General features: G+C 59.0%; 14 protein-coding genes. 7 read left to right on the top strand and 7 right to left on the bottom strand.

Features of this window, described 5'->3' with window-relative positions:
• Positions 1–61: 61 nt before the first annotated feature.
• Together EN862_RS31230 and EN862_RS31225 are read left to right on the top strand one after the other, a co-directional pair.
• The gene (locus EN862_RS31230) at positions 62–1,564 is read left to right on the top strand and encodes a GMC family oxidoreductase (protein WP_127868139.1); all 1,503 of its coding nucleotides are present in this window, start codon (positions 62–64) and stop codon (positions 1,562–1,564) included.
• Between the two features lie 565 nt (positions 1,565–2,129).
• Entirely contained in the window at positions 2,130–3,962 is a 1,833-nt protein-coding gene (locus tag EN862_RS31225; RefSeq protein WP_210235689.1) for a thiamine pyrophosphate-binding protein, read from the top strand.
• Positions 3,963–4,553: 591 nt separating this feature from the next.
• On the opposite strand, the gene EN862_RS31220 is transcribed toward EN862_RS31225, so the two are convergent.
• On the bottom strand, positions 4,554–5,447 hold the full coding sequence (locus EN862_RS31220; protein WP_127868138.1) for a GntR family transcriptional regulator: 894 nt from the start codon (positions 5,445–5,447) through the stop codon (positions 4,554–4,556).
• Between the two features lie 264 nt (positions 5,448–5,711).
• Here EN862_RS31220 and EN862_RS31215 point away from each other — a divergent pair, with 264 nt between their 5' ends.
• The 4 genes from EN862_RS31215 to EN862_RS31200 all read left to right on the top strand — a co-directional run bounded on the left by EN862_RS31215 (position 5,712) and on the right by EN862_RS31200 (position 9,606).
• The gene (locus EN862_RS31215) at positions 5,712–6,662 is read left to right on the top strand and encodes an ABC transporter permease (RefSeq protein ID WP_348632099.1); all 951 of its coding nucleotides are present in this window, start codon (positions 5,712–5,714) and stop codon (positions 6,660–6,662) included.
• Entirely contained in the window at positions 6,659–7,447 is a 789-nt protein-coding gene (locus EN862_RS31210) for an ATP-binding cassette domain-containing protein (protein WP_127868136.1), read from the top strand. Before EN862_RS31215 ends, EN862_RS31210 begins: the two co-directional genes overlap by 4 nt.
• 84 nt (positions 7,448–7,531) lie before the next feature.
• A complete protein-coding gene (locus EN862_RS31205; RefSeq protein WP_127868135.1) occupies positions 7,532–8,452 on the top strand; it encodes a sugar ABC transporter substrate-binding protein in 921 nt (306 codons plus the stop codon).
• A 128-nt stretch (positions 8,453–8,580) separates the two neighbouring features.
• Positions 8,581–9,606 (top strand): zinc-binding alcohol dehydrogenase family protein, encoded by a 1,026-nt coding sequence (locus EN862_RS31200; RefSeq protein ID WP_127868134.1) that lies wholly within the window; start codon positions 8,581–8,583, stop codon positions 9,604–9,606.
• A gap of 123 nt (positions 9,607–9,729) precedes the next feature.
• Here EN862_RS31200 and EN862_RS31195 read toward each other — a convergent pair whose 3' ends face one another.
• The 4 genes from EN862_RS31195 to EN862_RS31180 form a co-directional block, all read right to left on the bottom strand.
• The gene (locus EN862_RS31195; RefSeq protein ID WP_127868133.1) at positions 9,730–11,148 is read right to left on the bottom strand and encodes an FAD-linked oxidase C-terminal domain-containing protein; all 1,419 of its coding nucleotides are present in this window, start codon (positions 11,146–11,148) and stop codon (positions 9,730–9,732) included.
• An 82-nt stretch (positions 11,149–11,230) separates the two neighbouring features.
• Positions 11,231–12,091: a carbohydrate ABC transporter permease gene (locus EN862_RS31190; protein WP_245519759.1), complete on the bottom strand. Its 861-nt coding sequence runs from the start codon at positions 12,089–12,091 to the stop codon at positions 11,231–11,233.
• A 1-nt stretch (position 12,092) separates the two neighbouring features.
• The gene (locus tag EN862_RS31185) at positions 12,093–12,980 is read right to left on the bottom strand and encodes a sugar ABC transporter permease (protein WP_127868131.1); all 888 of its coding nucleotides are present in this window, start codon (positions 12,978–12,980) and stop codon (positions 12,093–12,095) included.
• Between the two features lie 101 nt (positions 12,981–13,081).
• The gene (locus tag EN862_RS31180; RefSeq protein ID WP_127868130.1) at positions 13,082–14,335 is read right to left on the bottom strand and encodes an ABC transporter substrate-binding protein; all 1,254 of its coding nucleotides are present in this window, start codon (positions 14,333–14,335) and stop codon (positions 13,082–13,084) included.
• Between the two features lie 385 nt (positions 14,336–14,720).
• Here EN862_RS31180 and EN862_RS31175 point away from each other — a divergent pair, with 385 nt between their 5' ends.
• The gene (locus EN862_RS31175; protein WP_189401902.1) at positions 14,721–15,593 is read left to right on the top strand and encodes a dihydrodipicolinate synthase family protein; all 873 of its coding nucleotides are present in this window, start codon (positions 14,721–14,723) and stop codon (positions 15,591–15,593) included.
• 78 nt (positions 15,594–15,671) lie between these two features.
• Here EN862_RS31175 and EN862_RS31170 read toward each other — a convergent pair whose 3' ends face one another.
• Both EN862_RS31170 and EN862_RS31165 read right to left on the bottom strand, forming a co-directional pair.
• Complete coding sequence (locus EN862_RS31170) at positions 15,672–16,481, bottom strand: IclR family transcriptional regulator (RefSeq protein WP_245519758.1); 810 nt, start codon at positions 16,479–16,481, stop codon at positions 15,672–15,674.
• Positions 16,482–16,788: 307 nt separating this feature from the next.
• Positions 16,789–18,159, bottom strand: coding sequence for an aspartate ammonia-lyase (locus tag EN862_RS31165; RefSeq protein WP_127868128.1), 1,371 nt, complete (start codon positions 18,157–18,159; stop codon positions 16,789–16,791).
• Positions 18,160–18,287: the final 128 nt, after the last annotated feature.

Below are 18,287 nucleotides of genomic sequence, written 5' to 3'. Positions count from 1 at the left end.
CCGAAATGCTGTGGCCGCAACGATCAATCTAGGTCTCCACCCATCAAGGATTGGACGGATCATGAAGGATTATGATGCTATCATTGTTGGCAGTGGAGTTGGCGGTGGCGTCGTCGCGCGCCGACTGTCGGAGAAAGGCGCTCGCGTTCTGATGCTGGAACGCGGCGACTTCGTGCCGCGCGAAACCGACAACTGGAGTGTCGACGCAGTCTTCTTTCGCAAGAAGTACAAAGCAAAAGACACCTGGTTTGATAAACGCGGAAAGCCATTCGATCCTGGCATGTATTACAATGTCGGCGGCTCGACGAAATTCTACGGCGGCGCAATGTTCCGCCTGCGGGAGCGCGATTTCGAGGCAATCGAGCATCGTCGCGGCGTATCGCCGGCATGGCCCTACCGTTACGGTGACTTGGCGCCGTACTACGACGAGGCTGAGCGCATCTTCCGGGTCCACGGTGACGATCGCTTCGATCGCACCTCGCCGCGAGGCGCCGCTCCGTTCCCTTATGCCGCCGTGCGATCCGAGCCAGCGGTCGAAAGGATGGCCGAGTCTTTTCGTGGCCAGGGCCTGTCGCCATCGTCATTGCCATTGGCCGTAAATTCAGGCGCGGCGGGCAGCTGTATCTTGTGCAATACCTGTGACGGGTTTCCCTGCAAGATTGCTCAGAAGAACGACGCTGAAACGTGCGGCGTCGAGCCGGCCCTGAAGACTGGCTGCGTCGATCTGATGACGCGAGCGTTTGCCCGGCGCCTTCTACTCACCCCAGATGGGAAGCGGATCTCCCACATCGAAATCGATCACGCCGGCGAACGCAAGCAGCTGTCAGCTCCGTTGTTTGTGATTTCCTGCAACGCCGTCAACAGCGCAGCACTTCTGCTTAGATCGGCCGATTCCGCGGCAGTAGCAGGCGTGGCCAACCGCTCCGGCGTCGTTGGTCGCCACTACATGGTTCACAACCAGACGGCTCTGATGGCATTGTCGCATCGCATAAACGAAACCGTGTTTCAGAAAACTCTGGCCATCAACGACTGGTACTTCGGCGATGAGGCATTTCGGTGGCCCATGGGGCAAATGCAGATGCTTGGAAAGCTGCAAGGCGGCATGTTGACCGCAAACGTTCCCTATCTGCCCCGTGCGCTGGGCGACCGTATCGCTCGGCACGGCATGGACTGGATCGGCCTTTCGGAAGACCTACCGGACCCCGACAACCGCGTGACCATCGTAGATGGTCAGATCAAACTATCTGTCACGCTCAACAACTTGGATGGCCATAGGGAACTGGTTCACCGCATGAAGAAGGCCCTTCAGGGCGCGGGCTACCCAATCGTCGTGACGAAATCGTTGGTCAAACATGCGACCGGCCACCAATGCGGCACGGTGCGGATGGGAGATGATCCTGGCAGCTCGGCGCTTGATCCGTATTGTCGAGCCTGGGATCAGCGGAACCTTTTTGTCGTTGATGCCTCTTTCTTCCCGTCGTCGGCCGCAGTGAACCCTGCCCTAACCATTGCCGCGCAAGCGCTGCGTGCCGCAGATCATATCCTGGCCACCGACTTAGCCTAGCAGCCAACCTGGTTTGAATTGCTCCCAAACGCTCGCGGCTCCTGCAGCAATAGGACGGCCTTTTGCGCTCGCCTCAAACGCGCGTCTCGATAAGAAGCAGCCGGATGCGTCAGTCTGCGTCTAGTATCGGGGTCCTGCGAAATTGTCCTGCGAGAGGCGCTGGCCCAGTGTGCAGAAGCCTTGGTAGCGGGCCGCCTGCTAAGAGCTTGCAAGCCGCCGGGCATATGCGGAGCCGTGAATGAGCAGAGATATCAAGTCAGCGGAGGCGCAGGTCTCCTTACGGGGACAGATGATGGGCACAGACCAAGCGCTGCCAGCGATGCTGTCCACTCGCTACGCTGGCGTGTTGTGGGCGGGCAAGATTCATCTAGCCTTGCACCGTTTCGAAGCTCTTAGCCGACACGGCACCCGCCACTCTTGAGAGGTATGCTTCTCGGCCTGCACCATGGAAAGTTCTCGGGCCGCGCTGAGCAGCCGGACGTGCGGTTACGCCCCAAACGCCAGCGGAACATGAATTGCGACGGCAGCTCACCCGCTGCTGGACGCCAAGTAATTGGAGGAACCAATGAAGCACGACAAAAATGTTAACGGCAAACCCGTCGCACGCGAAATGACTGGCGGCGAGATCGTTGTCGACCATCTGATCCGCGAAGGCGTGACGCACGTCTTTGGAATACCGGGCCACGGCGACACGGCACTTATGGACGCCTTTGTGGACCGGAAGGAAGAGATTCAGCTGTTGCCGGCCATGCACGAGCAAAATGCCTCGCACATGGCGGACGGATTCTATCGCTCGTCCGGCAAAGTAGCAGCTGTCGTGACCTCGATCGGGCCAGGTGCCACCAACACGCTGACTGGTATCGCCACTGCCTTTGCCGATTCGCTGCCGCAGCTTGTCATCACAGGCGGTGTCCATACCTACATGATGGGCAGAGGTGTGCTGCAGGAACTTGATCGCCCGCACTCCGACAATTTCCCAAGAATGGCTGAGCCTGTCGTGAAACGCTGGTTCAATCCAAGCCATGTCGAGCAGATTCCGAACATGATGGAACAGGCGTTCAACGCCATGCTTGAGGGTCGAAAGGGCCCGGTGTTGCTGAACGTACCCCAGGATGTCCAGGCCGAAACCGCCAACGTCACGCTCGACGACGGAACCAAGCGTCGGACTGGCGCGCGTCTGTTTGGTGACCCGGCGTATATCACGCGAGCGGTGGAACTGCTGTTGGCGGCCGAACGCCCGGTATTGCTGGCCGGCGGCGGCGTTATTCAGGCCGAGGCAACGGAAGAGCTCAGGGCAATCGCGGAATTTTTGGGCGCGCCGGTTACGACATCCTTCATGGGAAAGGGTGCGTTCCCGGAGGATCATGAGTTGTTCGCGTGCGCCTGCGGTGATCTGGGCTCGATACCTGGAAATGCCATGACACGATCGGCCGACGTGCTCCTGGCGGTCGGTTGTCGCTTCTCGGACCGCATCACCTCCTCTTATAAGCAAGGGATCACGTTCGACATTCCGAAAACCAAGCTGATCCAGGTCGATTTGGACGGCTTTGAGATCGGCAAGAACTATCCGGTGGAGGTGGGGATCCTCGGCGACGCCAAGGCGGTGCTCGGCGCCATCCTGGCGGAACTCAAGGCCAAGGGGCAGCAGCGCGATTATAGGTCCGGCCAACAGTTCAAGGAACTTGAACAACGCAAGGTAGAGTGGGAAGAGTACCTAAAGCCGCTGCGGACCGCGAACGTTCAGCCGATGACGGCCTCGCAAGTACTGGTCGAGGCGCGCAAGGCGCTGCCCCGCGACACTATTGTCGTTACTGATTCCTCAAATCCGCAGAACCAGGTCTTCAACGAATTTCCGGTTTACGGTCCGCGCCAGCACATTACGCCGGGTGGCATGTCAGGCATTGGCTTTGCACTTCCCGCCGCCATTGGAGCCAAGCTCGGCAAGCCTGAAGCCCCGGTCTGCGCGGTTTTCGGCGACGGCGCTTTCCTGCAAACGGGCACTGAGTTGGCAACCGCAGCGATGCTGGGCACGCCGGTAATCTTCCTTGTCATCAACAATGGCGGCTGGGGCGCGATCCGCAACCTGCAGCTCAATATGTTTGGGGAAGATCGTGAGATTATCACCAACTTCAAAACGCCGGACGGCGAGAAATGGATGGCGGATATCGCCGGCGTGGCAAAATCCCTTGGATGCGAAGGGGAGCGTGTTGTCGATGCAGCCGAGATCGGTCCGGCGATCGAGCGTGCGTTGGCATCCGGCAAGCCTTACGTGATCGACGCGATATGCGCTATCGAGCGCCCCTATTCAAACATGCACGTTACTGGATGGTGGGATATCACCGTCCCCGCATATCTCGGTGATTTGCGTGCGAAATACGTCAAGGGACGTGGGTTCTGATTGTCGTAAGGGTCAGTGTTTCGAGGCAAGCTGACTCAGGCGTTCCTCTCCATTATCTGGAGCGCCGAGGCGTCCCGGTTCTGGGTTTCTGAACCGTGGCGCGCGGTCTCGCATTTGCTCGGCCGGACTTCGTCAGCAGCCTCGCCCTGGCCACGGTGTTCTTCCCTCTCCTCGCATGGGAGGGCGTTGACGATAGCGGGCGGCCCTGAACGCACGATACCCAACCACTCGGGCCGGACCCGAGTTGGCGATTCCCGCCGATGATTAGGTTACGCCAACCAATTGGTGCGCGTCGCCCCGAAGCTTCCCTGGCTGTCCTGGCGCTTGTGGCCGCTGCAGGAACGGTTTTCAAGGCCCAGACATCATAAGTGGCGTGACGGTGTCATCGTCCATTTTTCGACACGATAGTTCTCACGAGTGTCCCAAGGCGAGGGGTGCGCACCAGCCAAATTAGCGGTCGTTCGTTCAGCCGACAAACTCCAGACCGAGATGATCAGCACGGTGCTTCCGCTCTCGAACGAACAACCTCCGAGTGTTAGACGCCGAACTGGCGATCGTTCGGCCGCCGAAATTCGGAAGCAGCAACCGTTCTCACGCAATCGTGACAAGGGAGCGCAAAAGCGTTTCTTTGGCAGATGACAGGTGGGCGCCGGCCGCCACCTCGACGCGCGAAAGATCGTGACTCAGCAAAGCGTCAATATATCCCAAATGCTCGACCAATGCCGCGTGGTTGCGCTGCTTCTCGTCGCGCTTGTTCCACTGATAGTGGTAATGGAAGATGAAAGTGATGATGTCGTAGAAGTCGTCAATGAAGCGATTGGGCGAGGCCTCGTTGACAAGTCGATGGAACCGGTTGTCGAGACTGGAGAAGTCATGGAATCGATAATCGATCTCCTCAAGCAGATCGAGATGTGCGCGCTTCAGCGTCTCAAGCTTTTCCCACAGCGGCGAGTGGTCCGACTGCTTTGCAAACAGTCGCGCTGATCGCAGCTCGAACATGACGCGAATCTCGAACAGATCGAGCGCGAACTCCTCGGTGAAACCCTCAAATATCCACCCTGAATTCGGCCGCTTTTCAAGTAGGCCAAAGCGGCTGAAGCGGATGAGGAACTCCCGTATGCCACTGGTGGCCACACCGAAGTGACGGGCCAGTTCGAGTTCGTTAATCGATGTGCCCGGCTTCGTGTCGCCGCGTAGCATCCATTCCATGAAATGCCGTTCAATATGAAGATTGCGCGGCATTGTTTCGACATCTGGGAAATAGTCGTTTGGCAGGACTTGCCGGTCTTGGACCTGTGACCTCGTGGCAGCGACAATGACGCCCCGCTGATCTAGTTCGCCCAACACTTTGCGAATTGTGGTGCGGCTCACGCCCAGCCGACGCCTCAGTGCGTTTTCCGAGGGCAGCGGATCCTCCATCTCGCTTCGAACCATGAGATCGAGAGTTCGATTGAATGCCTTTTTGAAGACGGTGTCGGTTTTCATGAAGGCCAATCCTCCCCAGGCTTGTCCTTTTTGGTGGAATTTTATCCATAAAAAACAAGTTGCGCGGTCGCGGATAGTATTGTTTTTTATCGATAAGAGGAAGAGCAAAATACAAAAACGAACTTTCAGGTCGGAGTGCAGGTCACTCCGATGGCGAGGGACTATTTGCCTGAGCTTGCGAATGAACCTGAAGAAAATATCATCGGCGGTGTGGCCGGCGCCCTCGACGCGCGCACGAGCACGTTATCGATCGGCTTGACCATTCTGAATTTCGGGCCGGCACTCATCCTTGTGTTACTGATCGCCGTATTGAGCATATCGTCTCCTTACTTTCTTACGGCGCGCAACATCAGCAACATACTGGCACAGACGGCAGTCATCTCGGTCGTCGCCATGGGGCAGCAATTGGTGATCCTGACGCGCGGCATCGACCTGTCCGTCGGCTCGAACCTAGCCTTGGCGTCCGTCCTGGGCGCCCTGGCATTCCACGCGGGAGCGCCAGCCGCGCTGGTGATCGCGGTCATGGTCCTGTCGGGCGCCGCCGTCGGAGCCATCAACGGCGGCTTCTATGTCTTCGGGCGCCTCCCGCATCCGTTCATCATCACCCTTGCCACCTTGAGCATAGCCAAGGGGCTTGCCCTGCAGCTTGCCGACGGACGCGCAATTCCAGGTATGCCACCGGCCATCAGCGCCCTCGGCACCGATGCGCTCGGCGGGTTGCCGGGATCGGTCTTCGTGGTGCTCGCTGTCGCCGCGGTGTTTTTCGTGGTGACCAGGACGATGGTCTGGGGCCGCTGGATCTACGCCGTGGGCGGTCGGCCGGATGCCGCCCTGCGCATGGGCATTCCCGTATCCTGGGTGCTGGTCTCCACCTATGTCGTGTCGGGTACCTGCGCGGGGATCGGCGCCGTGATCCTGGCCGGAAGGACCGATGCCGGCTCGCCGCTCTTCGGCAACCTGCTCGAACTCGACACGATCGCTGCCGTCATCATAGGCGGAGCAAGCTTCCTGGGCGGCCGCGGACATCTCGGCAACGCGCTTATCGGCGCCTTGATGATCGGCGTCATCCGCAACGCGCTCAACCTGCTCAACGTCAACATCTTCTTCCAACTGATCGTCATTGGCGTGGTCATTGTCATCGCCGTCGAAGGCGACGTCCTTCGCAACTATCTCGAGGGACGGGTTCGCGTGATGCAGGCGGGCAAGCAGTCATGAGCGCGGCTTCCCTCGACCCCCAAGAGCGCACAAGGACCAACGATCCACCGGTGCTGTCGGTCGAAGGCGCGAGCAAACGGTTCGGCTCCGTGCTCGCATTGAGCGAGATCAGCATCTCGGTGCGACGCGCAGAGATCCTGTGCCTTCTGGGCGACAATGGCGCCGGCAAGTCGACCCTGATCAAGTGTATCAGCGGTGTGCATCGCCTGGACTCCGGCTCGATCATGATCGACGGACGGGTCACACCCATCCGATCCCCAGCCGAGGCGCGCGCCGCTGGAATAGAAACGGTCTACCAGGACCTCGCCTTGTTTGACAATTTGACCCCGGCGCAGAACTTCTTCGCCGGACGTGAGATCGCGGGGCCGCAATGGCTGCCGCGAGGTTTGCGCTTTCTCAGGCAGCGGCGCATGGACGCCGAGGCGCAGTCCCTGCTTGCTAACCTCAAGGTGACCTTGCCCAGGAACGACGCCGTCGTCGCAATGATGTCGGGAGGGCAGCGGCAGGCCATCGCCGTTGCGCGATCGACGGTCTTCGCTCGCAAGGTCGTCATCCTAGACGAGCCAACCGCGGCACTCGGCCTGCGCGAATCCCGGCAGGTGCTGGACCTGGTGGCGAGGCTTCGCTACCAGGGCAATGCCGTCATCCTGATCACCCACAACATGGAACATGTCGTCGAGCTCGCGGACAGGGCCATCGTGCTGCGCCAGGGACGCAAGGTAGGCGAACTGGTCCCGAGCGCGGACAACAAGCAGCAGTTGGTCTCCATGATCGTCGGGGCCTGACAAGGATTTTGCCGGCTGCAGGGGCAGTCCGCAAATAGGGTGAACCTTCCTCCGGAAGGTACCCAAACAAGGGAGGACACGAGCATGCGACTTGAAGGAAAACTGTGGGGAGGGCTGGCGATCGCATTGGCGTTCGCGATGCCGTCCCACGCGGCCGACAAGATCAAGGTCGGCCTGATCACCAAGTTCCCCGTCCCGTTCTATTCCACGATGGAAGAGGCCGCCAAGAAATATGTGGCAGCCCATCCCGAGGTCGAACTGGTGACCGGACAGGGGCAATCGGCGACGGACATCGAAGGCCAGATCGCCCTGATCGAGTCGATGATAACCCAAGGCGTCAAGGGCCTGGCAATTACGCCTGTCGATCCGACCGTGGCGCCGGCTCTCGACAAGGCCGTGGCCGCCGGCATCAAGGTGGTGCTGGTCGACAACAGCATACCCAATTGGAAGGGATCGAGCGCGCTTGTCTCCACCAACAATCTCAACGGCGGCAAGATCGCAGGCGAATACCTCAAGACGGTTCTCAAGGCGGGCGACAAGATCGGCATCCTGCAAGGGGTGCCGGGCGTGCCCGCGCTCGATGATCGCGTCACCGGCATGATGCAGGGCCTGGGCGACCTCAAGGTGGAGGTGGTCGGCAAGGGAGCAACCAACTGCACCCTGGAATTGGGAACTTCGGTCGCCGAGGACATTCTCACCGCCAACCCTGACCTGAAGGCGATCTACGCCGCTTGTGGACCGCCCATCCCAGGCGCGGCAAAGGCGATCGCCAATGCCGGGATCACCAACGACAAGTTCATCCTCGTCGGCTTCGATGCATGCTGCGGGGAAATCGAGGCGATCAAGTCCGGAGCGGAAGACGCCAGCGTCGCCCAGTTCCCTGCCAAGATGGGTGAACTCGGCCTCGACACCGTGGTGAAGGCGATACGCGGAGAGAAGGTCGAAGCCAATGTCGACACCGGCGCAGGTTTGGTGACGCTCGCCAACGTTAAGGACTTCGAATAGCCGAGCCTTTGCCCGGCGGCCCGCAGAAGCGGCCGCCGGGAGGTCCCGACCCATAGCGGCGAGCCGGCGCGGCTAAAAAGCGCCGCCGTCGCTCCTCCGCGCTCGCCTGCACAAGGAGTATCCTGGCCATGAAAGCCGTCGTTTGTCTTGCGCCTGGCGAGCTGGTTCTCAGGGATCTAGCCTGGCCCGTATCGCCACCGGCCGGCTGGGTATTGCTGAGCGTGAGCCATGTCGGGATCTGCGGCACCGACTATCACATCTTCGAAGGCAAGCATCCCTTTCTGACCTATCCTCGCGTGATGGGCCACGAGATTTCCGGCACCGTGGCGGCGGCCGGTGAAGGTGCCGACCTGGCAACCGGCCAGGCGGTAATCGTCAACCCCTATCTGGCCTGCGGCCGCTGCATTGCCTGCCGCCACCACAAGCCAAACTGCTGCGTGGCCATCGAGGTGCTGGGTGTCCATCGTGATGGCGCCATGTGCGAGCAGATTCTGGTGCCTGCCGCCAACCTCTATCCCACCGAAGGGCTTTCCCTGGGCGACGCCGCTGCCGTGGAATTCCTGGCCATCGGCGCGCATGCGGTTCGCCGTTCCACGGCTGGCAAGGGCAAGAGGGCCCTGGTCATTGGCGCCGGCCCCATCGGTCTGGGCACGGCCCTGTTCGCCGCGATAGCCGGGCAGGAGGTCACTCTCCTCGATATCGATCGTGAAAGGCTGGATTTCGCCGAGCAAGGCCTGGGCTTCGTGGTCGTCGACGGCACTGTGGCAACAGCCGCTGAAGCGCTTCGAAGCCGCACCGCCGGCGAGGCTTTTGACGTTGTCTTTGACGCCACCGGCAACAGCGCGTCGATCCGGGCCGCCTTCGCACATGTGGCGCATGGTGGCGCCCTAGTCATGGTCAGCGTGGTGAAGGACGAGATCTCCTTCTCGGATCCCGAGTTCCACAAGCGCGAGATGACGCTGATAGGCAGCCGCAACGCTGCCAGGAAGGACTTCGATCAGGTGATCGCTTCGATCCGGGACGGCGCCATACCGATAGCCAAGCTCGTCACGCATCGTACGACGCTGGCCGATAGCCCGCGCGACATCGCTCATTGGGCACACCATAAAGCCGGATTGATCAAGGCTGTCATAGCCGTTCAGCGCGAGGGCTGACATCGTTCAATGCAGTTTTGCGGGCGGTCGCAGTCAACGACAAGCTTGGCTCCCTGAGTGTCATAGTCCTCAGTTGTCTGCATGCCCAGTCACACTACCACAGCTTACATCCCGTCGACCCGTTCACGGCGGTCCCGAAAGCCCTGGGGGAAGCTGGCCGGGAATGAGTTTGCCGGGATTCATGATGCCGTTCGGGTCAAAAAGACCCTTGATATCCCGCATAATATCTAAGGCGGTCCCATGTTCGGCTTCCATGTATCTAAGTTTTCCCAATCCTATGCCATGTTCCCCGGAGCAGGTTCCTTCCATTGCCAAGGCACGATAGGCCAAGCGGGAACTGATGCCGCTCGCGATCTCGTATTCTTCCTGGCTATCGGGATCGATGACCAGACCGAGATGGAAGTTTCCGTCTCCCGCGTGTCCGTTCAGACACACAAAGAATGGGGCCTTTTCGATGTCAGCCTTTGTCTCCACCACACATTCCGTTAGTCGGGAGATCGGCACACAAGCATCCGTGGGCATCACCTTCGCGCCGGGCCGGCTGGCCAACAACGCATTGTGCATGCGATGGCGCGCGCGCCACAGGGCCGTCCGGCTCTCCTGATCTTTCGCCCAGCGAAATTCGCCTCCTCCCATTTCGGCAGATATTGCCCGGACCGTGGCTATTTGTTCAGCAACAGCTTGTGGCGCACCGGCGAATTCAAAAAACAAGGTGGGCTGAATTCCATAGTCGAGCTTGAAGAAATCGACGCATGCCCGCATCGCGGGCTCGTCCATCAGCTCTGCTCGAGCAATCGGCAAGCCCAGCTGAATAATTTGAGTCACCGTGTCGACCGCAGCTTTCAGCGAGGGATAGCCACACACCGCCGCCACCGTCTCTTCTGGAATGCCATGCACGCGGATGGTGAGTTGCGTGATTACGCCGAGAGTGCCTTCCGAACCGATGAAGAGTTTGGTCAGGTCGTAGCCAGTCGACGATTTTCGCGCCCGACTCCCTGTCTTGATGACCCGGCCATCGGGCAATACCACACGCAAGGACAGCACGTTCTCGCGGATCGTGCCGTATCGCACGGCATTGGTGCCGGAAGCACGCGTAGCGGCCATCCCGCCAATCGTTGCCTCAGCACCAGGATCCACCGGGAAAAACAATCCCACATCCTTCAGATGCCTATCAAGCGCCTGTCGCGTGACGCCCGGTTCGATGACCACGTCCAGATCATCAGGATGCACCGCAAGTATTCGATTCATGCGGCTGACATCCAGGCTGACGCCGCCCTGCACGGCGCTCAAATGACCTTCCAACGAGCTTCCCGCTCCGAAAGGAATGACCGCTACCCCGTGAGCATTGGCGTTCTCGAGAATCGCCGCGACCTCGGCTTCGCTCTCGGCAAAGCAGACGGCGTCTGGTTCTTCCACCGCGTGGAACCCCTCTCCACCGCAGTGCTGCTGCCGGATCGCTGTGTTGGTCGTGAAGCGGTCGCCAAGCAGCTTTGTGACCTCGTGGAGAAAGGCAGTCGGCAGCGGATGCTTCGACACTGACATTGGAAAATCCCATCGACTGTGTATGTCTGTCCTGCTCATTTGGCCGGTTGACGTGACCGGCCGGCTCGCTGTTGCGGCGCGATTATCCTTTGACCGCGCCGGCGGTCAGGCCCCGGACGAAGTACCTTCCAGACAGGACATAGACGATCAGCGTGGGAAGCGCCGCTATGAGTGCCGCCGCCATGTCGACGTTATACTGCTTGCGCCCAAGGGTTACGTTCACAACGTTGTTCAACGCGACGGTGATCGGTGAACTTCCCCCAGCCGAAAACGACACGCCAAACAGAAAATCGTTCCATATCGACGTGAACTGCCAGATGCAGCACACGACAGCGATAGGAATGGCCGTAGGCAGGGCAATGCTGAAGAATATCCTGAAGAAACCGGCGCCGTCGACCAAGGCCGCCTTGGTCAGTTCATCAGGGAACGAGACAAAATAGTTTCTGAAAAACATCGTCGTGAATGCGATCCCATAGACCGAGTGAACCAGTATGAGGCCGGCGGTGGACCCTGATAGCCGCAACATTCCAAGCACTCGCGCGATAGGCAGCAACACGGCCTGCAGCGGGAGAAAGCAGCCGAACAACATGACGGCGAAAAAGAGATCCGCTCCGCGGAATTTCCACTTCGTCAGCGTGTAACCGTTGATCGCGCCGATTGCGGTGGATACGAAAACCGCGGGGATCGTGATGATCAGCGAGTTCAGAAAGAAGGGTGAAAGCCCGACGCAGTTGGTGCCGATGCAAGCCGTGCTCCAGGCCTTCGACCACGCTTCAAACGTTATCTGTTTAGGCAGCCCGATAAGCGAGCCAGAATAGATCTCGTCCAACGGCTTGAAGGATGTGATCAACATAACCCAGAGCGGAACCAGATAGAGCGTGGCCAGAACAGCCAGGCACCCATACACAAACAGCCTGCCGCCGTGGCGCTCCAGCTTGCGCATTCTAGTGCTCATTGCTGGGCTTCCGAAGTTCGGTGTAAAGATACGGGACCATGATCGCCACCACCGCGGCCAGCATCATCATCGCGCTGGCTGCGCCGACCGCCATCTGGTTCCTTTCGAACGTTGCCGAAAACATGAACATTGACGGCATCTCCGTTGCTCCGCCAGGCCCTCCATTCGTCAAGGCGAACGTCAGGTCGAACGTTTTGATAGCTATCTGTCCAAGCAAGACGATCACGCTTAGAAAAGCCGGGCGAAGCATCGGCACGACAACGCTGACATAGATACGGACCTGAGAAGCCCCCTCCATCTGAGCGGCTTTTATTATCGAGTTGTCGATGCCTCTGAGGCCGGCGAGAAAGATGGCCATCGCAAAGCCCGACGACTGCCATACCGCGGCGATGACAATGGTGTAGAGCGCATAATTCGGGTTCACCAGCCAGTCGAAGGTGAAGGAGGTCCATCCCCAATCACGAACCAATTTCTGAAGGCCGAGACCCGGGTTGAGAACCCACTTCCAGGCAACGCCGGAAACGATGAAGGACAGCGCCATCGGATACAAGAAGACAGTTCTCAGAAAGCCCTCCGCGCGGATGCGCTGATCGAGGAGAATTGCGATAAAGAGACCAAAGAGGGTGGCGATCGAAAGGTAGAGTGCCGAGAAGACAAACAAGTTCTCAACGGCTACGTGCCATCTGGGCGTCGACCAAAGGCGGATATATTGCTCCAGCCCCACAAAGTCGTAGATCGGCATCACCTTGGATGAACTGAACGAGACACTGGCGGTCCAGGCGATGAAACCGTAGATCGCTACAAGGATAACCATGCCGCTCGGAGCCAGCACGAGCTTGGGCAACTGGGCGGCAAGGTATCGCTTTATCGCAGTCATCGGAATCATTCGTCTCCTGGATCTGCCAAGCCAATAGTTGCTCAGGCAGCAGGCGGGCCCGGAAGGCCCAACGACAGCCTTCCGGTCATCGTGGCTAGCACTTAGCGCGCGTTGTTGATCTCGTCCGCAAGGAGGGTCACTGCGTCCTGGGCGCTCATGTCCGACACGAAGAACTTCGCTGCGACTTCCTTGAAAATCGAGGCGAACTGGGGTTCGGCAGCATAGCCGCCGGACAGAGTGCCAAGGAACGATTTGTGCTCGATCGAGGCCTTGAGGTCCACGGCAGCCTGCTTGGCGCAGTCGTCGAACTTCGACATGTCGACATCAAGCCGAGGTGGAATGGATCCTTTGATCAGGTTGAACTTGATCTGCACTTCCGGATCGAGAAGCACCTTGACCAGTTCGTCCTGCGCGGCTCGCAGGCTCGGATCGGTGGTTTCGAACATGCTGAACGAGTCCATCGCCCAAAGGAAATTCGGCGTCGACGTTGGGGTCGGGAAACAGAGGAAGTCGACACCGGGCTTCAGACCCTTGGCCAGGAATTCGCCTTTTGCCCAGTCGCCCATAACCTGCATACCGGCCTTGCCACTCGCGACCATCTCCGTCGCCACGGCCCAGTCGCGACCCACGAAGTTGTCATCGACCAGCCCTCTCACCTGGCGCAGCTTTTCGAACACCTTGACCATTTCGGGGCTGCGAATGGCCTTGTCGTCCACCTTGAGCGCGACTTGCGTGTAGAATTCCGGTCCATTCAAATCCACGATCAGGCTGTCGAAGATTTTGGCGATCTGCCATGGCTCGTCGCTGGCCGCCAGAGGGATGATCCCAGCCTTGCGGAGTTTCTCGCCCGCCGCAATCAGTTCGTCCCAGGTCTTGGGAACTGAAACGCCTGCTGCGTCGAACGCCTTTTTATTGGCCCAGATCCAGTTCGAACGAAGCAAATCGATCGGCACCTCGACCCACTTGCCGCCGGGGGCCGCCAGGCGCCTGTAGTCGGCCGGAAGCGACTGAACGCCACCGCTCGCGGTCTCCAGATCGGTCAGGTCCCTCAAGACGCCTTCCTTAGCCCAGGTCGCTGCGTCGAACCCAAGCATCTGCATTGCCCCAGGCGGGTTGCCAGCCACGATGCGAGCGCGGAGCGACTGCTCGGCGTTCGCGCCATTTGCACCTCCTATGGCGGTGTCCTTCCAGACGACGCCGCGCTTTTCTAGCTCTTGCTTGATCGTGTTTACGGCAGCCACCTCACTGTCAGACACCCAATGGTGAATGACCTCGATAGACTTGTCCTCAGCGTGGGCTGCCGCAGAAACCATGCTGCACATGGCTGCGCCCAGTAACAAAAACCGACTACGCATTTCCTCTCCCATTATCTCCGAATTGCGATGCGTACTGGCGCTCAGGCCCTGTGTCCCAGCTTCCGCCCGGTGATCTCGCATCGCGTTTTCCGCTCACCGGTACCGAGGTTCATACAACGAAACAACGCCAGCAATTGCGCACTTTGCAAGAAACTGACGCTATGTGATGCACAAAGGCCGTTGGTGCTGCGATGCCCCAAATCTCAGCCGGGACCGCTCATCGAGATTCCCCTTGACAAGGCGTCTACGGTCGCGCGATTTTGCGACAGTCGATATCGTATTTCACTGAATGAAACAGCGCCCGTGCTCAAGCCCGTCATCGATACGGGGAACGAGTGGTCCCAGCTTGTTTCGCAACAACCCCTCTCACCAGGAACTGCAAAAAATGGTTGAAGCACTAAGGCGCGAAGAAGTTCGAGGCGTCATTACACCAATCGTGACGCCGTTTAGTCGCGATGAGACAATCGATCTCGATTGCTTTGCACGCGAACTTTCGTTCATGGAGGCATCTGGCATCGAGGTGATCATCATTGGCGGCAGCACTGGATCCGGTAACGAGCTGAGCGCCGAGGAACTGGCGTCCTTGACCGGCACGGCGACGAGCAAGAGCAATCTGCGCGTCATCGCCGGCATCATCCCGGACGCGACCAAGGACGCCATTCACCGGGCTCTGCTTGCAAAACAGGCGGGGGCCGCCGCGTTGCTGCTCTGCCCGCCGACTTACAATGGCATGACAGACGAGTCGGCGCTTGCCTTTATCACAGATGTGGCAGCCGCATCCGAGCTGCCAATAGTCTTTTACGATCACTTCAATTACTCCGTCGAACTCTTGAAGAAGGTCGCTCGATTGCCCGAAGTAATTGCTATAAAGTGCGTCTTCCACAACATTGGAGAGCTTGTGCAGACTGTCGGCGATCACGTGACGGTAGCTGCCGGTTACGATCCGATCACACTTGCTGGCTATGTGATGGGCGCGGAGGCTTCGATCTGCGGTATTCACGCCGTATTGCCGAAGCAGAATGTCGAAATCTATCGGGCGTTCAAAGATGGCAATATCGCCGAAGCCATGCAGTTGACCAAAGCCATCGGCCCGATCTGCCGAGAAGTCAGTCAGGCGACCAATTTTCCCACCCGCATAAAATATGCGATCAGCCTGCTTGGCCGGGATGTCGGGACGCCCATCCGTCCGCTGGACCGGATTGGCGAAGCTGATAAAGCGGCTATCGAGGACGCTCTCATGGTCGCCGGATTGCGGTAGCCATTTTTGCTGGCGGGGGAGGTAGATGGTCCCGCTTCGCCAAAGTCTGCACTTTTCACTCGCGATGGGGTCCGACCCTTAAGGGCGAGGGCCGGCATCTCTTTTGCCGGCGAATCCAATTGCCCGCGACAGCTGCCCGGTAACCTCGACCAGATGAGTCCCAACGGACGAAATCGCATCGTCAACAATGCGGGTCGTCGGACCGGAGATACTGATTGCTCCGATCGGGCGACCGGAGGCATCGAATATCGCTGCCCCGACACACCTGCTTCCGATCGTTGCCTCTTCATTGTCCACGGAGTAACCCAGTTCGACGATCTCCGGCAACTCGGCCAGAACCTTGGCTGCACTGGTCAATGTCCGCGGGGTGTAACGGTCAAAACTGCATCGCTGCAGCAATCGGCTGGCCTCGTCGCGATCGAGCCAGGCCAATATGCTTTTGGACAGGGATGATGCATGCCATGGATTTACGGAACCGACCGCCCCGCCCTGCCTCAGCATCTGGGTTGTCTCAATGCTGTCCACGACGACGACTTCCTGCCGGACAAGCAGTGCCAAGTTGATGGTTTCGTTGAAATGTTCATACAATTTCTGCAGATAAGGGCGCGCCACGGCGCGAATGTCACGGCGATGCAGGGCCTTCTGTCCCAGCATGAACAGGTCGATACCCAACGTGTAGCCGTTCCCATCCACACGCTCGATGACCCCATGGCCGACCAGGCTTGCCAGGTATCGCAACGTCGTTGGTTTACCGAGGTCAACCTCCCTTGCGATCGCGGATAAAGACAGCGGTCCTTCCGCCTTCTCCAGGACGCGCAGTATCGCCATAGTCCGATCGACCGCGTCGAAACGGACTTTCTCGGTCAGATTTTGTGATGGTTCTGTCAACTAGCAAACTCCGAATGAGGCGCATGTGCAGATGCCAGCAAACAAAACTGGCCAGAGCCAATGCCAGCAAGCGCTTAATCAGAGATGTTCAGTGCTGAAGCATTCCCGCTGCCCGCAATGCACAGGGCGGAAGGCACCGACAGTGGGTCAAGCGACTCGTATTTTACACCTGCCAAACAACGATATCACCCACCGAAACATGGGGCAACACAGACAAACGAGGTCCACGATCGCCTGACCGCCACCCGAGGCGCCGGGCGCAGGCCTGTGCCTCTCTATCGGTTATCGCAGCGCGGCCGTTAGCGCTTCAAGCCGAGACAGCGTTCGAGAGACCCGCGAACTCGGCACTGTTGCCGAAGATTTGCTCAATCTGCTCCGGGAGCAGAACACCCTCGTCTTCAACGACCTGACGCAAATTTCTCTTGCCTGCCAAAGCGCGTTTTGACAGTTCCGCAGCCTTGCTGTAGCCGATGAGCTTCGCCAACGGCGTGGCCAAGGCAAGGGATTGGTTCAGCAAGGCTTTGCAGCGATCCTCGTCGACTTCGATCCCGTTCACGCAGCGCTCTTTGAAAATCCGCATTCCTCTTGTCAACAACCGCATGGATTGTAGGATGTTCAATACGATCACCGGCTCCATTGCATTCAACTGGAGCTGCCCGGCGCTTGCAGCGAGCGTCACGGCAAGATCATTTCCAATGACCTGGAAACTGAGCTGGTTCATCATCTCAGGAATGACGGGATTGATCTTGCCCGGCATGATGGAAGAGCCGGCCTGTACCGGAGGCAAGCGAATCTCTCCGAGGCCGCCAAGGGGTCCGCTGCTCAGAAGACGCAGATCGTTGCAGATCTTGGTCAGCTTGACCGCAATGCGCTTCAGCATACCTGAAAAGGAAACGAAGCCGCCTGTGTCCGACGTCGCCTCGATGAAGTTGCGGGCAGCAATAAGCTGAATGCCTGATATCTGGGACAGATGAGTGCAAGCGATGTCGGGGAACTCGCGCGGCACGTTGATCGAGGTGCCGATCGCCGACCCCCCGAGGTTGATTTCCAGCAACAATCTCGCGGCCGACTGGAGTTGGACAATGTCCTCGTCAATGAGTTCCGCAAAAGCTTCGAACTCTTGCCCGACCCTCATGGGCACAGCATCCTGAAGCTGGGTCCGGCCGACCTTAAGCGCGTTGGCGTGTTGGAGCGCCTTCGCGCGAAAGGCATCGCGCAAGTTGGCTTGTGCCGAGACGAGCCCGTCGCAGGCTCGCAAAACCGTCAGGCGGATCGCGGTGGGATATACATCGTTGGTCGACTGGGAGAGGTTTACGTCATCGTTGGGGTGCAGCTTTGCGTAGTCGCCAACTTTGGCGCCGAGCTTGATCAGGGCCAGGTTCGTCACGACCTCGTTAATATTCATGTTAGTCGACGTACCGGCTCCGCCCTGCATCATGTCGACGGGGAAGTTCTCGTCGATCCCCCTCAGTTCGATGAGCTCGTCGCAAGCGTCTGAGATGGCCTGCGCCTTTTCAGCCGAGAGCAATCCGAGTTCCATGTTTGCAAGACCAGCAGCCTTTTTCACCATCGCCATCGACTGGATGAGCTCGGGAAAATCCTTGAGCCGCAGTCCGGAGACGTCGAAGTTCTGTTCTGCCCGGCGGGTATGCACGCCGTAGAGCACGTGGCCCGGAATAGCTAGCTGTGAGCTTTCGGGAGGTTGTCCATTCGGACCGGACCGAGGAGACTGGAGTTACCACGCTTCAGCATCCATCGGAGGATCCGAATGAACATCCATAAGAATGCCCGTCTCACACCGCTGCG

The sequence above is a fragment of the Mesorhizobium sp. M2E.F.Ca.ET.219.01.1.1 genome (assembly GCF_004016445.2).
In the GTDB taxonomy this organism is placed as follows: domain Bacteria; phylum Pseudomonadota; class Alphaproteobacteria; order Rhizobiales; family Rhizobiaceae; genus Mesorhizobium.
Note: the sequence above shows the minus strand (reverse complement) of the source record. Positions and strands in the feature narration are given on the sequence as shown.

Bases quoted from the DNA above. Each gene is read 5' to 3' on its own strand.
- EN862_RS31230 (WP_127868139.1), top strand. From the start codon at position 62: ATGAAGGATTATGATGCTATCATTGTTGGCAGTGGAGTTGGCGGTGGC.
- EN862_RS31225 (WP_210235689.1), top strand. From the start codon at position 2,130: ATGAAGCACGACAAAAATGTTAACGGCAAACCCGTCGCACGCGAAATG.
- EN862_RS31220 (WP_127868138.1), bottom strand. From the start codon at position 5,447: ATGAAAACCGACACCGTCTTCAAAAAGGCATTCAATCGAACTCTCGAT.
- EN862_RS31210 (WP_127868136.1), top strand. From the start codon at position 6,659: ATGAGCGCGGCTTCCCTCGACCCCCAAGAGCGCACAAGGACCAACGAT.
- EN862_RS31205 (WP_127868135.1), top strand. From the start codon at position 7,532: ATGCGACTTGAAGGAAAACTGTGGGGAGGGCTGGCGATCGCATTGGCG.
- EN862_RS31200 (WP_127868134.1), top strand. From the start codon at position 8,581: ATGAAAGCCGTCGTTTGTCTTGCGCCTGGCGAGCTGGTTCTCAGGGAT.
- EN862_RS31195 (WP_127868133.1), bottom strand. From the start codon at position 11,148: ATGTCAGTGTCGAAGCATCCGCTGCCGACTGCCTTTCTCCACGAGGTC.
- EN862_RS31190 (WP_245519759.1), bottom strand. From the start codon at position 12,091: ATGCGCAAGCTGGAGCGCCACGGCGGCAGGCTGTTTGTGTATGGGTGC.
- EN862_RS31185 (WP_127868131.1), bottom strand. From the start codon at position 12,980: ATGACTGCGATAAAGCGATACCTTGCCGCCCAGTTGCCCAAGCTCGTG.
- EN862_RS31180 (WP_127868130.1), bottom strand. From the start codon at position 14,335: ATGCGTAGTCGGTTTTTGTTACTGGGCGCAGCCATGTGCAGCATGGTT.
- EN862_RS31175 (WP_189401902.1), top strand. From the start codon at position 14,721: ATGGTTGAAGCACTAAGGCGCGAAGAAGTTCGAGGCGTCATTACACCA.